The sequence below is a fragment of the Burkholderia sp. AW33-5 genome (assembly GCF_053427615.1).
In genome coordinates this window covers 237,733-249,850 of sequence record NZ_JBSAXA010000008.1, presented here as the reverse complement: position 1 = coordinate 249,850, position 12,118 = coordinate 237,733, and the positions used below count along the sequence as shown (strand labels likewise).

Sequence of the window (12,118 nt, the reverse complement as noted above, 5' to 3'; positions counted from 1 at the left end):
ATTGTTAACGCCCCCTCATGCGATTACCCTGATTAAATGGCCAGTTCAAAAAGAGCCCGGAAGGGCTGTTCACTTTCCGACGAAACGGTTAACCTTGGATGCCTGAACAACGGATCAAGGAATGCCGTCACCTATCATCGATGACGAGCTGTGGGCACTGATCGAACCACCACTTCCAACACCCAAACCGCGACGCAAGCGATACCCTGGGCGTCTGCCGGTCTCGGACCGTGCAGCACTCAATGGCACCCTGCTCGTGCTGAAGACAAGGATGCGATGGAACCATCTGCCGACCGGTTGGGTTTCGGCTCTGGAGCGACTTGCTGGCGTCGGTTGCACGACTGGCAGCAGGCCGGGGTGGGACAAGCTGCACGGACTGCCGCTCGACACGCTGCGCGAATCCGGCCAGCTCGATTTCTCATATGCGGTTGTCGATTCGTCGTCAGTGCGAGCCGTTGGGGCAGGCCAATAACTGGGCCAAACCCCACCGATCGCGCACGACCAGGGTCCAAACACCAGCGTCCGCCCAAGGTTGATCAGCCGCGATGCTGTCCGACGAGAATCCGGACCTCTTGCTGACATGGCGCGAGACGCGACGGGTTGGCGCGCCGCGTGAAAGCATCGCCAGCGCGCAAACCTGTGTCAGACTCCCATGTGCGATCGGGCGTCTGCGCGCGGTCGGCCGGCGCTGGGTTCATTCAACTCTTGCGGGTTTGTCACGGATGTCTGAAGAATACGAAGTTCATGGCCCTCACGACCACGCGGCGGAACATCATGCGGCTCACGGCAGCGATCAAGGTACGTCGCGCATCGCGGTGCTGACGGCCGTGCTTGCCTGCTGCGGTGCGATATCCGCCTACCAGAGCGGTGCCGACGAAAGCCTCGCGTTGCTCTACAAGAATGACGCCGCGATCCGGAAAACCGAGGCTGCGAACCAGTGGGCCTACTATCAGGCGAAGGGCAGCAAGCAGAACCTTGCCGAACTCGGTGCGGCGTTGAGCCCGGACTCGTCGCCGCGGCGGAAGCAGTTCGAGGCGGACGCCGCACGATACCGTGCCGACAAGGAGCCGATCCGGGCACATGCAGAGGCGCTTGAAAAGGAAGTCGAGAAGAACAACGCGGCGAGCGAGGCGCTGATGCACCGACACCATCGGTGGTCGCAGGCGACGACCGTCATCCAGATCTCGATCGCACTTGCGGCGATCACGATCCTCACGCGCCGCTCATGGATGCAGGGACTGTCGATCGGCGTGGCCGCAATCGGCATCGTGATGGCGGGGTTGGCGTTCTTTGGGGTTTGATTGACGGCAAGGCCCGTCGCAGTCCAGTCATATCCCGACCGTGTATACCCGAGGTCACGCGCGCATCGGGGCAAACGTGCAACCAGCGCGGTTCATCTGACAAGCTGAAGAAGGGGACGGTGACGCAAGCGGCGAGACGCCCCTGTCACCGCCGGTTCGCGCACGACGCGGCGGATCCATGCCCGGATCCGCCGAGTGCGCGGGTGGGCGACGTCAAGCCGGCCGCCGTTCCGCCCTTCGATCCCGATCCGGTCAGAACTTGTGCCGAATCCCCGCATGCACCATCAACTGCTTCGACGTCGACGACAGATCGGCCGCCCCCGGGACATACGCCTGGTCGAGCGACGAGCCGGTCGCGTCACCGGCAACCCGCTGATACGCGCCCATCAGATAGACGTCGGTGCGCTTCGACAGGTTGTAGTCGGCCATCAGCCCGATCGAATGGATCTTCGGTTTCGCGCTGCCCGTGGTCGCGTCATAGCGCACGGTCGTATACACATACTGCGCGCCCACGAAGAACGCCGGCGTGAACTGGTATTTGCCGTTCACTTCGAAGTTCTGATACTTGATCGCCGTGACCGTGCCGCCCGCGAGCGCCCCCGTCACCGGTTCGATCGTCTCGTCGCCGAACAGGTAGCCGACGTTCGCGGTCGGCCGCGTGACGTTGCTGTTCGTATACGCAAACCCGACCGTCGCGGGCCCTGCCGTGTAGTTGACGCCCGCCCCGAAGATCCGCAGCCGCGCCGACGCGAAGTTCGCATCCGCGCCGACCGACCCCGAGCCCGCGATCGCGCCGCCGGCCGTCGCACCCGGGTTGTCCGCATTGAGGAACGCCGCGCCGACGAGCAGGCCGCCCTGCTCGTACTGCGCGCCGACGCTCCACTGCCGGTTGTTCGCGAACCCGGTGTCGTTGCTGAAGCTGTACGTGCCGCCGAACGAGAAGCCGGCAAAATCCGGGCTCGCGTACTTGACCGTGTTGTTCACGCGAAACGTATTGCCGGTGTTGTCGTTGTCGAGCGGATGCGAGAACGGATAGACACCCCAGTTGCCATTCGCGGTCGTCGGCGCGAGATAGTCGACGACCGAGTCATATTGCCGGCCGAGCGTCAGCGTGCCGAAGCGCGTGCTGCCGAGCCCGACGTAAGCCTGCCGCCCGAACATGCGGCCGCCCTGCGCGAGCGTGCCGCTGTTCACGTTGAAGCCGTTCTCGATCTGGAACAGCGCGCTGTAGCCGCCGCCGAGATCCTCGGATCCTTTGAGACCCCAGCGGCTGCCCTGCGCGAAGCCGCTCGCCATCTGCCATGCGCCGTGGCCGCCGACGTTGTTCGTGTAGTCGATGCCCGTGTCGATCAGCCCGTACAGGGTGACGCTGCTCTGCGCGAAGGCCGGCGCGGCACAAAGTGCCGGCATCGCGACGAAAAACAATCTCCAGTTCATTCGTTTTCCTTATTGATATGATGGTCGCTACCCGCTCGATACGGGTCGGTTCGGCTTACTTCGTGCCGTAGATGTCGAAGTCGAAGTACTTGCGGTTGATCCGCTGATACGTGCCGTTCGCGAGGATCGCCGCCAGCGCGCGGTTGAATGCATCGCGCAGGTCGGTGTCCTGCTTGCGCAGCCCGAGGCCATCGCCCTGCCCGAAATACTTCGCGTCGTCGATCGCCGCGCCGACGAACATGAAATCCTTGCCCTGCGGCTTCTTCAGGAAGCCGTCGCTCGCCGCGATCGATGCCTGGAACGCCGCGTCGAGCCGCCCCGTCACGAGATCGGCATAGACCTGATCCTGGTTCTGGTACGACTCGATCTGCACGCCCGCCGGCTGCCAGTTCGCGATCGCATAGTCGGCCTGCGCGGAACCCTGCTCGACGCCGACCCGCTTGCCCTTCAGCGACGCAGCCGTCGGCAGCAGCGGCGAACCCTTGCGCGCAATCAGCCGCGCCGGCGCATTCGAGATCCGGTTGGTGAACGCGATCTGCTGCATCCGCTTCGGCGTGATCGTCATCGACGACGCGATCACGTCGAACTTGCGCGCGAGCAGCCCCGGAATCATCCCGTCGAAACTCGACTCGACCCACACGCAGCGCGCATGCAGCTCCGCGCACAACGCGTTCGTGATGTCGATCCCGAAGCCGGTCAGCGTGCCGTCGGGCTGCTTGTATTCGAGCGGCGGATACGTGGGATCGACCGCGAGGCGGATCTCCTTGCCCGTCCAGTCGCCGGCATGCGCGACGCCTGCCACCGTCGTTGCCGTCAGCGCCACCGCAAGCGCCGCCATCCACTGTTTCATTGCCAGTCTCCTTGTTTCCATCGTTGAAGGTAAATCGAATCGGTCCGGCCGCCTCACGCGAGGTAGCGCTCGGCGAGCGCGATCCAGTAACTCGCGCCCGTCGCGAGGCACGCATCGTTGAAGTCGTAGCCGGGGTTGTGCAGCCCGCAGCCGGCCACGCCGTCGCCGTTGCCGATCGACAGGTAGCTGCCCGGGCAGACCTCGAGCATGAACGCGAAATCCTCGCTCGCCGGGATCGGCCGCAGGTGCGGAATCAGCGCGTCGTCGCCGCCCCATTCGCGCGCGACGTCGCGGGCGAACGCGGTTTCCGCCGCGTGATTGACGAGCACGGGATAGCCGTGGCGATACTCGATTTCGGCCGTCGCGCCGTAGCTGTCGGCTTGCCCGTGCACGACCGCGCGAATGCGCCGTTCGAGCAGCGCGCGCACGTCCGGCGACAGCGCCCGCACGCTCAGCTCCAGATCCGCATGCGGCGGAATCACGTTCGATGCGGTGCCGGCATGAATCGAGCCGGTCGTGACGATCGCCAGTTCCTGTGGATTCACGTTGCGCGACACGACCGTCTGCAACGCCATCACGATCGAGGCGCAGACCACCACCGGATCGATCGTCGTGTGCGGCGCCGCGCCATGGCCGCCTTGCCCGGTCACGCGCACACGCACCTCGTCGGCCGACGCCATCGCCGGGCCGTCGCAGAAGCCGAGCACGCCCGCCGGCAGCCCCGGCACGTTGTGCATCGCGAACACGGCATCGCATGGAAACTGCGTGAACAGCCCGTCGTCGATCATCCGCTTCGCGCCGCCGAGCCCTTCCTCCGCCGGCTGGAAAATCAGATTCAGCGTGCCGCTGAAGCGTCCGCGCTCCGCGATGCAGCGGGCGGCCGCGAGCAGCATCGCGGTATGGCCGTCGTGGCCGCACGCATGCATCACGCCGTCGCGCCGGCTCGCATGCGGCAGCCCGGTCGACTCGCGGATCGGCAGCGCATCCATGTCCGCGCGCAGCCCGAGCCGCTTCCCCGTGCCGCGTGTGAGCGTGCCGACCACCCCGGTGCCGCCGAGTCCGCGCGTGACGCGATAACCCCATGTTGTCAGGCAATCGGCGACGAGTTCGCTCGTCGCGTGTTCCTCGAAACCGAGCTCCGGATGCGCATGCAGCCGGTGGCGCAGCGCGATCATCTCCGTCTCGATGGCCGCCATTTCAGGCGGAATGCGTGCTCGATCCAACCTCTTTACTCCTCGATGCGTGCCGGTTGTCGATCGCCGGAATGGCGGATCGTGGCGAAATCGTAGGCAGCGAAAAAACCGGCGAACAGCCGCAGTTTCGTTATGATGACAACCTTTCGTTGTCGGGTATCGCACCATGAGCACGATCAAGCTGCATCAGTTGCAGGCGCTCGTCGCGAGCGCGGAGGCCGGGAGCATCCGCGGCGCGGCGCGCACGCTCGGGCTGTCGCAGGCGGCCGTCAGCCGCGCGCTGCGCGAGCTGGAGGCCAGCGAGCGCCTGCCGCTGCTGGTGCGCGCGCCGGAAGGCATCGGCTTCACGGAATACGGGAAAACCTTGCTCACGCACGCGAAGCTCGTGCTCAAGCAGCTCGAGCATGCGCAAAGCGATCTCGAACGCATGCGCGGGCGCGTCGAGGGGCGGCTGAGCGTCGGCGTCACGCCGTGGCTGACGATGACGTTCCTCGCGGAAACCGTGCTTCGGTTTCGCGAGCGGATGCCCGACGTGCGCCTCGAACTCTACGAAGCGCTGATGGCCGTCGCGCAACCGCTGCTGCGCGACGGCAGCATGGATTTCGCGCTGGGTCACGTGCAGGCCGGCGGCGGCGCGCAGGAATTCGCGTTCGAGCCGCTGCTGCGCTACGAGACGTCGGTGATGGTGCGCGCCGGGCATCCGCTCGAACGCGCGAAGTCGGTGCACGACCTGCTCGAATGCGACTGGGTGCTGAATTCGTCGGCCGACGGCCAGGCCGCGCTCGTCGACTATCTGTTTACGCGGCACGGCGCACGGATCGACGAGCGACGCATCGTGCGCGCGCAGTCGGTCGCGATGCTGCAGACGATGCTCGAGCAGGCCGGCATGTGCACGTGGTGCCCGACGATCCTCGCGGCGGTGCCGCCGTTCGGTGAGCGGATGCGCGTGCTGTCGCTCAGGGAGACCTTCGAGCCGAGCGAACTCGGCATCGTCACGCGCCGCAGCAGCACGCTGAGCGACGCCGCGCGCTGCTTCATCGACTGCCTGCTGCAGGTGATCCGGCGGCATGCGCGGTCGGCGCGCAACGAGGATCTTGCACTGTTCCGCACGCTCACGCTGCTGATCTGACCGTATGCCGGGCAGGCGCACGCGCGCGGCGCCTGCCCGGCAGCGATCCCGTATACCTCCGCGCCGCATTGCTCTATACTGCCCCCCAGTATCCGGAACCCACCGATCCCATGCCCCATTCCCCCGAAGAAAAGAAACGCGTCCTGACCCGCGTGCGCCGTGTTCGCGGGCAACTGAACGCGCTCGAGCAAGCGCTCGAGGAGGGGGCGGACTGTGGCCCGATACTTCAGCAACTGGCTGCCATCCGCGGCGCGATCAACGGCGTGATGGCCGGCGTGCTCGAAAGCCATTTGCGCGAGGAATTCACCCAGCTCGCGGACGCCCCGCGGCCCTCGTCCGGATCGATCGACGATATCGTGACCCTCGTCCGGTCCTACTTGCGCTGACCGGTGCAGGTTCGTCGACGTCCGAGCCATTCGATGATTCTTTTTTGACAGGATTGCCATGAAATCACGTGCCGCAGTTGCGTTCGAGGCGGGTAAGCCGCTCCAGATCGTCGAAATCGACGTCGAACCGCCCCGCAAGGGCGAAGTGCTCATCAAGATCACCCATACCGGCGTCTGTCACACCGATGCCTTCACGTTGTCGGGCGACGATCCGGAAGGCATCTTTCCCGCCGTGCTGGGCCACGAAGGCGCCGGCATCGTGGTGGAAGTCGGCGAAGGCGTGACGAGCGTGAAACCCGGCGATCACGTCATTCCGCTGTACACCGCCGAATGCGGCGAGTGCCTGTTCTGCAAGAGCGGCAAGACCAATCTGTGCGTGTCGGTGCGCGCCACGCAGGGCAAGGGCGTGATGCCCGACGGCACCACGCGCTTCAGCTACAACGGCCAGCCGATCTATCACTACATGGGCTGCTCGACCTTCAGCGAATACACCGTCGTCGCCGAAGTCTCGCTCGCGAAGATCAACCCGGACGCGAACCCGGAGCAGGTGTGCCTGCTGGGCTGCGGCGTCACGACCGGCCTCGGCGCGGTGAAGAACACCGCGAAGGTGCAGGAAGGCGATACGGTCGCCGTATTCGGTCTCGGCGGCATCGGCCTCGCGGTGATTCAGGGCGCCAAGCTCGCGAAGGCCGGCCGCATCATCGCGATCGACACCAACCCCGGCAAGTTCGACCTCGCGCGCGTGTTCGGCGCAACCGACTGCGTCAATCCGAAGGACCACGAAAAGCCCATCCAGCAAGTGATCGTCGACATGACCGGCTGGGGCGTCGACCACAGCTTCGAGTGCATCGGCAACGTCAACGTGATGCGCGCCGCGCTCGAATGCGCGCACCGCGGCTGGGGCCAGTCCGTCATCATCGGCGTCGCGGGCGCCGGCCAGGAAATCTCCACGCGCCCGTTCCAGCTCGTCACCGGTCGCCGCTGGCTCGGTACGGCATTCGGCGGCGTGAAGGGCCGCTCCGAACTGCCGGGCATGGTCGAGGAAGCGATGGCCGGCACGATCCAGCTGGCGCCGTTCGTCACGCACACGAAGCCGCTCACCGGTATCAACGAAGCGTTCGACCTGATGCACGAAGGCAAGTCCATCCGGACCGTCGTGCATTTCTGAAATACGCGCAACGAGATCGGCCGCAGTAACCGGTCTCGTTGCGCGATACCGCCGGCACGCCAGGCGCTCGGCCCGGACGCGCCGGCGATCGGAACAGGCGCGCAACCCGCGCGCGACCTATTTGGCCGCCTGCGCCGCCGGCGTGAAACTGCACTTCGGATCGTTCTTGCCCCGCGCCGAACAGCATTCGAGCAGGTCGCTCACCGACTTCGCGTTCGCCGCATTCCATTCATACAGGCTCTTGTTGTTGTCGATCGGCATCCAGTGCGTCATCGGATACCGGCTCGCACGCGCGTTGCTTCCCTTCGGCGGCGGCAGCAAACCCGCGGCCAGCGGCACGTAGATCTTGCAGCTGTTCTGATCGCCGATCCGGTGACAGCCGATGCAGGTATTGCCCGGCGTGCTGATCGCGTGCGACGTCCACGACGCGAAGTCGGCGCCGAGATTCACGTACTTGCCCCACGGATCGGTCGGCACCTTGTTCCAGACCTGGCCGATCCACGGGCTGTACATGACCGGGCTCGCGTCGTGACACGACACGCAGCGCTTCGTCGCGGTCGCGGCCGGCTTCCACCAGAACTCCGCCGCGGACGGATGGTCGGGCGGTGGCGTCGTCTCGTTCGGCGGCGGCACGCGCGCTGCTTTCATGCCCTCGGTGCCGCCCTTCTCCGCATGAAACCAGCAGGTCTTGCCGTTGCCCGCATGATGCAGCACGATGTCGACTTCGTCGTAATACGGGCTCCGGTTCGCGCGGATCTGCTTGCGGCGGCAAAACGCCGAGATCTGCGTGTCGCCGCGCGACAGGTCGAGGATCTTCGAATACGGCGTGCACTGTCCGGACGTCGGCGCGTCGTAGGGCAACAGCGCCGGGCGATCGCACGTCATGTGCGCCGCGTAGCGCGCGGGCACGCGGCCGTTGACGGTGATCGGCACATCGGTGCCGTCATTGCAGTCGAACGCGGGAATCTCGCCGATTTCGTCGGTGCACTGCTGCGCATACTCGTGCAGCGACGTATCGCCGCTTGCCGCCGCGAGCGCGAGCGGCGCGACCTGTGCGGCCAGCATCGTCGCCAGCGCGACGACGCAGGTTCTCATCGTCATGCCGCCCCCTTCGTGTAGCGTATCGCCACCTTGCGAATGGCCTCGATGTACTTCACGTAACCGGTGCAACGACAGATGTTGCCGCCCACCCAGGTTTCGATCATCGCGTCGAGATCGCGCTCGTGCACCGGCTGCGCGCGCAGATGATCGAGCATCGCGGTCGCGGCCATCAGGAAACCCGACACGCAGTAACCGCACTGGAACGCGAACGACTCGAGAAAGCTCTGCTGCAGCGGCGACAGCGCGCCGCCCTGCGCGAGCCCCTCGATCGTGTACACGTGCATGTCCGCCATCGCGCTGACCGGCGTCGAGCACGACAGCGTCTTTTCCATCGGCGCATCGGGCGCATTGCGTACGCCGACCGTGCACGCGCGGCACACGCCGATGCCGCAGCACAGCTTGGTGCCCGTCAGGTCCTGCCGCTCGTGCAGGAAGTCGATGAGGTTCATGTCCGCGTCGGCCGCGTCCGCTTCGACGGGCTTGCCGTTGACGATCATTCGGACCGGATTGCTCATTGCAGTGCCTCCCGAATCTTCTCCGGCGTCACGGGCGTCACCCGGAACCGCCGCCCCGTCGCCATCGCGAGCGCATTGAGCAGCGCCGGCGCGATCGGACACATCACCGCTTCCGCGATGCCGCGTGCATTCGCGGGATCGCCGCCGGGCGGCGGTAATGCGATCAGCTCCTGCACGGGGATGTCCGGCAGCCGCGTGACCTCGTAGCGATCCAGATTCCATCGGCCGCCGCCCGGCCCATCCGGCCCCAGCGGACAGGTTTCGGTCAGCACGTTGCCGATACCCATCGCGACCGCGCCCTGCGACTGCCCTTCCACGAGCTCCGGCGACAACTGCCGGCCGACGCTCACCGCCGTCACCACGCGTTCGACCTTCACGCGCCCGGTCGCCGAATCGACGGACACCGCGACGAGCGTCGCCGACGGCGCGTAGGTCGTGCGCCCGTAAAGCGTCGTATTGATGGGCGGCGGCTGCAGCACGCGCTTCAACGGCGTCAGGTGATACGGATCGAGGCCGACCGCCACGTAGTCGTAGTCGACCTGCGCATTGCCGGACGCGAACGGATAGGTTCCCTTCCAGAAATACCCGGCATAACTCGCATGCACGGCCGCGATCGTCTGTAATCCTAGCTTCCTGATCGTGCCGAGCAGCGCCGCCCACGGAATCGGTGCGAGGCCGTTCGCGGCGAGTGCGCGGTCGGTCCAGCGCACGTCCTCCGCACGCACGGGTATGCCCCACCACGCGCGCGCAGCGGGCAGCACGCTCTGCAGAAACAGCACCTGCGCGGCGCCCTTGACCGCGTGGTACTGATGGAATGCGCCGAGACAGGCGCTCGACGAACCGTAGGTGTAGCAGACGTACTTGCTGTCGTCGGGCGGACTGCTCGAACGCTTCAACCCGAGCGCGTTGAACGGCCCGATCTCGCTCATCGCAATCGTTTGCGCGTTTTGCCCGAGAAACTCGGCCGGCGCGAGACCGAGCGTCGTGGCCGCGCCGTTGCCCATGTCGGTGTACGGCGTGACCACGCGCAGGTTGCCGTCGGGCAAGATCTGCACCATGCCGAACATCCCGTCGCCGGAGGTGCCGTATGCTTCGTTCGCCATCGCGAGGCCGACGCCGTAGCGGAGGCCGCGCGCGCTGCGCTCGGCACGAATCTGCTCACGCTCGAGCCATAACGGATGACGTTCGAGCCGGTCGAGCAGCGCGTCCAGCTGCAGGTCGAACAGGATCGGCGCGCCCGTGATGGCGCGGCCCTTGCCGAGCTCGGGCGCCTTGCCGAGCAGGTTGGCGCGCCGGATCTCGAACGGCGACATCCCCAGCCGGCGTGCAGCCTCGTCCATCAGCGTCTCGATCGCCATGAACGCCTGCGGCCCGCCGAAGCCGCGCTGCGAACCGCCGAAGACTTCCCGCGTGTAGGTCGACGCGGCCTGCGCGCGTGCCCGCGGAATCTCGTAGCAGCTCATCGCGCTCAATGCGGCAAGCTGCGCGACGTACGGCGACAGGTTCTTCTTTCCGCCGCCATTCATCAGGAAATCGCAGGTGATCGCTTCGAGCTTGCCGCGGCGGTCGAACCACAGCGATTCGGAGAACTGCGTTTCGCAGCGTTTCAGGCCAACCTGGAATTGCTCGTAGCGCGACTGCTGCCAACGCAGCGCGCCCTTCGCAAACGGTGCCGCAAGGGCCAGATACAGCGGGAAGTAGGATTTGTCGCGTCCGCCGAATCCACCGCCCGGGTAGCACGCGATGACCTGGGCCTCCTTGACCGCGACGGCGCTGCCGTCGAACAGCAAACACGCACCATTCGCATCGTCGTTCGCCGACTGCGTGCCGAGCACGAGGCTGATCTTCGACGCGGACGCGTCGTACCATGCGAGTCCCGCTTCGGGCTCCATGAACATCGGGTCCATCGCCGGCGTCTCGAACCCCTCGTCGCCCGTCGCCCGAATGCCGATCCACGTGCCGGCGGCCGCGTGGCTGGCGATCGTCGCATCGATGTTGGCGACCGCCGCCTCACGTTCCTCCAGGTATTTCGCCGTCGGCTTGCCGTTGCCGTCGGTCTGGTAGTTGTCGACGTAGCTGAACCGCCGCGCGTCGTCGCGCACGTAGACGGTCACGGGCGAATACGGCACGACCGGTGCGGCCTGGCCGGTGCCGACCGGCGCGCCGTAGCGGATCACGCCGCGATTGAAATCGAGCAGCTTCCTCGCGCGGCGATAGATGTCGAAGTTCTCGAAGATCAACAGCGCGGCCGGTTGCCCGTAGCAGTCCGCCGGGTAACCCGCTCGCGCGAGCCAGTAGATGTCCTGGTTCGCGATCGGATCGGGCCCCGGTGCAAGCTTGATCCTGCGCGCGCTCAGCAACGCGTTGTCGACGATGGCGATCGGCCGCAGTTCGCGCGGCAGCACGCCGAGATCGTAGCCCTGATAAACGGCGTCGACCCGGTCGCAGCGCAGTGCATAAAGCCAGTTTTCCTGCTGCGGCCAGCCGACGAAGTCGCGGGACTTGAAGTCGCGCGCGTAGATCTTCTGGCCCGTTACCTTCGGCATGCCATCGATGCGCCAGCGCGCCTTGCCGGGCACCGGCGCCCAGCTCGGGCCGTCCGCATCGGCCTGCGTCTCGCCTGCGGCGAGTACGAGTGCCGGCAAATGCGTAACCGAAACGGCGACGACGGCGCCGCTGCCGGCGAGCTTCAGAAACGTCCGGCGTGTCACAGGCACATGGATGGCCATGCTGCGTCCCTCGTTCGAATTGTTATGTCGGTCCGTCGAGTGCGCGACGTGCGTCGCCACGCCGGCCGCGAGCGGCCCGATACGCGTGTGCGTCGATGCACAGGATGTCGGTGAGAAAGCGGTGTTCCGGGCGCGGTTGCGCGCGCCGGCCGTCAGGAATCGGGAGGGAGACGACGCGCGCCGAAGCCCGGCGGCATCGCGGGTTCGGTCCGCGCGGGTGGGCGCCTGTTCGATGAAGCGTCAGGCGGCGTGCATCGCGCTGCGTATTCGTTCACGATTCCCCCGGCCCCGATCGTGCTTGACTGGCCT

The 12,118-nt window shown here is 66.2% G+C and carries 11 protein-coding genes and 1 pseudogene; 6 read left to right on the top strand and 6 right to left on the bottom strand.

All coding sequences use genetic code 11. From position 1 onward, the window contains the following. Nucleotides 1-121: 121 nt before the first annotated feature. Nucleotides 122-516: pseudogene (locus tag ACV22V_RS16250) on the top strand (transposase); the annotation flags it as partial. Nucleotides 517-722: 206 nt separating this feature from the next. Then, complete coding sequence (locus tag ACV22V_RS16245; RefSeq protein ID WP_448014651.1) at nucleotides 723-1,301, top strand: DUF4337 domain-containing protein; 579 nt, start codon at nucleotides 723-725, stop codon at nucleotides 1,299-1,301. Nucleotides 1,302-1,553: 252 nt separating this feature from the next. Here ACV22V_RS16245 and ACV22V_RS16240 read toward each other — a convergent pair whose 3' ends face one another. From ACV22V_RS16240 to ACV22V_RS16230, 3 genes are read right to left on the bottom strand one after another with little or no spacing between them, the layout of a single operon-like run. Then, nucleotides 1,554-2,738 (bottom strand): porin, encoded by a 1,185-nt coding sequence (locus ACV22V_RS16240; protein ID WP_448014640.1) that lies wholly within the window; start codon nucleotides 2,736-2,738, stop codon nucleotides 1,554-1,556. Nucleotides 2,739-2,793: 55 nt separating this feature from the next. Then, entirely contained in the window at nucleotides 2,794-3,588 is a 795-nt protein-coding gene (locus tag ACV22V_RS16235; RefSeq protein WP_059536085.1) for an ABC transporter substrate-binding protein, read from the bottom strand. A gap of 53 nt (nucleotides 3,589-3,641) precedes the next feature. After that, nucleotides 3,642-4,811: a M20 aminoacylase family protein gene (locus ACV22V_RS16230; RefSeq protein WP_448014638.1), complete on the bottom strand. Its 1,170-nt coding sequence runs from the start codon at nucleotides 4,809-4,811 to the stop codon at nucleotides 3,642-3,644. Between ACV22V_RS16230 and ACV22V_RS16225 the strand changes: the two genes are divergently transcribed. The 4 genes from ACV22V_RS16225 to ACV22V_RS16210 all read left to right on the top strand — a co-directional run bounded on the left by ACV22V_RS16225 (nucleotide 4,799) and on the right by ACV22V_RS16210 (nucleotide 7,464). Continuing rightward, entirely contained in the window at nucleotides 4,799-4,951 is a 153-nt protein-coding gene (locus tag ACV22V_RS16225; RefSeq protein WP_448014636.1) for a hypothetical protein, read from the top strand. The genes ACV22V_RS16230 and ACV22V_RS16225 overlap by 13 nt on opposite strands. Beyond that, nucleotides 4,948-5,910 (top strand): LysR substrate-binding domain-containing protein, encoded by a 963-nt coding sequence (locus ACV22V_RS16220; protein WP_448014635.1) that lies wholly within the window; start codon nucleotides 4,948-4,950, stop codon nucleotides 5,908-5,910. The genes ACV22V_RS16225 and ACV22V_RS16220 overlap by 4 nt, the downstream gene beginning before the upstream one ends. Before the next feature lie 110 nt (nucleotides 5,911-6,020). Next, nucleotides 6,021-6,296, top strand: a complete 276-nt coding sequence (gene frmR / locus ACV22V_RS16215) for a formaldehyde-responsive transcriptional repressor FrmR (protein ID WP_006753040.1) — start codon at nucleotides 6,021-6,023, stop codon at nucleotides 6,294-6,296. Nucleotides 6,297-6,354: 58 nt separating this feature from the next. Further along, the gene (locus ACV22V_RS16210) at nucleotides 6,355-7,464 is read left to right on the top strand and encodes an S-(hydroxymethyl)glutathione dehydrogenase/class III alcohol dehydrogenase (protein WP_059536073.1); all 1,110 of its coding nucleotides are present in this window, start codon (nucleotides 6,355-6,357) and stop codon (nucleotides 7,462-7,464) included. Between the two features lie 117 nt (nucleotides 7,465-7,581). Here ACV22V_RS16210 and ACV22V_RS16205 read toward each other — a convergent pair whose 3' ends face one another. From ACV22V_RS16205 to ACV22V_RS16195, 3 genes are read right to left on the bottom strand one after another with little or no spacing between them, the layout of a single operon-like run. Continuing rightward, on the bottom strand, nucleotides 7,582-8,565 hold the full coding sequence (locus ACV22V_RS16205) for a hypothetical protein (RefSeq protein WP_448014633.1): 984 nt from the start codon (nucleotides 8,563-8,565) through the stop codon (nucleotides 7,582-7,584). Further along, nucleotides 8,562-9,080 (bottom strand): (2Fe-2S)-binding protein, encoded by a 519-nt coding sequence (locus tag ACV22V_RS16200; RefSeq protein ID WP_059690487.1) that lies wholly within the window; start codon nucleotides 9,078-9,080, stop codon nucleotides 8,562-8,564. Before ACV22V_RS16200 ends, ACV22V_RS16205 begins: the two co-directional genes overlap by 4 nt. Then, nucleotides 9,077-11,809, bottom strand: coding sequence for a xanthine dehydrogenase family protein molybdopterin-binding subunit (locus ACV22V_RS16195; protein WP_448014631.1), 2,733 nt, complete (start codon nucleotides 11,807-11,809; stop codon nucleotides 9,077-9,079). The genes ACV22V_RS16200 and ACV22V_RS16195 overlap by 4 nt, the downstream gene beginning before the upstream one ends. Between the last annotated feature and the right edge of the window lie 309 nt (nucleotides 11,810-12,118).

Coding starts and splice junctions, on each gene's coding strand:
- ACV22V_RS16245 (WP_448014651.1), top strand. CDS start 723: ATGTCTGAAGAATACGAAGTTCATGGCCCTCACGACCACGCGGCGGAA.
- ACV22V_RS16240 (WP_448014640.1), bottom strand. CDS start 2,738: ATGAACTGGAGATTGTTTTTCGTCGCGATGCCGGCACTTTGTGCCGCG.
- ACV22V_RS16235 (WP_059536085.1), bottom strand. CDS start 3,588: ATGAAACAGTGGATGGCGGCGCTTGCGGTGGCGCTGACGGCAACGACG.
- ACV22V_RS16220 (WP_448014635.1), top strand. CDS start 4,948: ATGAGCACGATCAAGCTGCATCAGTTGCAGGCGCTCGTCGCGAGCGCG.
- frmR (WP_006753040.1), top strand. CDS start 6,021: ATGCCCCATTCCCCCGAAGAAAAGAAACGCGTCCTGACCCGCGTGCGC.
- ACV22V_RS16210 (WP_059536073.1), top strand. CDS start 6,355: ATGAAATCACGTGCCGCAGTTGCGTTCGAGGCGGGTAAGCCGCTCCAG.
- ACV22V_RS16205 (WP_448014633.1), bottom strand. CDS start 8,565: ATGACGATGAGAACCTGCGTCGTCGCGCTGGCGACGATGCTGGCCGCA.
- ACV22V_RS16200 (WP_059690487.1), bottom strand. CDS start 9,080: ATGAGCAATCCGGTCCGAATGATCGTCAACGGCAAGCCCGTCGAAGCG.
- ACV22V_RS16195 (WP_448014631.1), bottom strand. CDS start 11,809: ATGGCCATCCATGTGCCTGTGACACGCCGGACGTTTCTGAAGCTCGCC.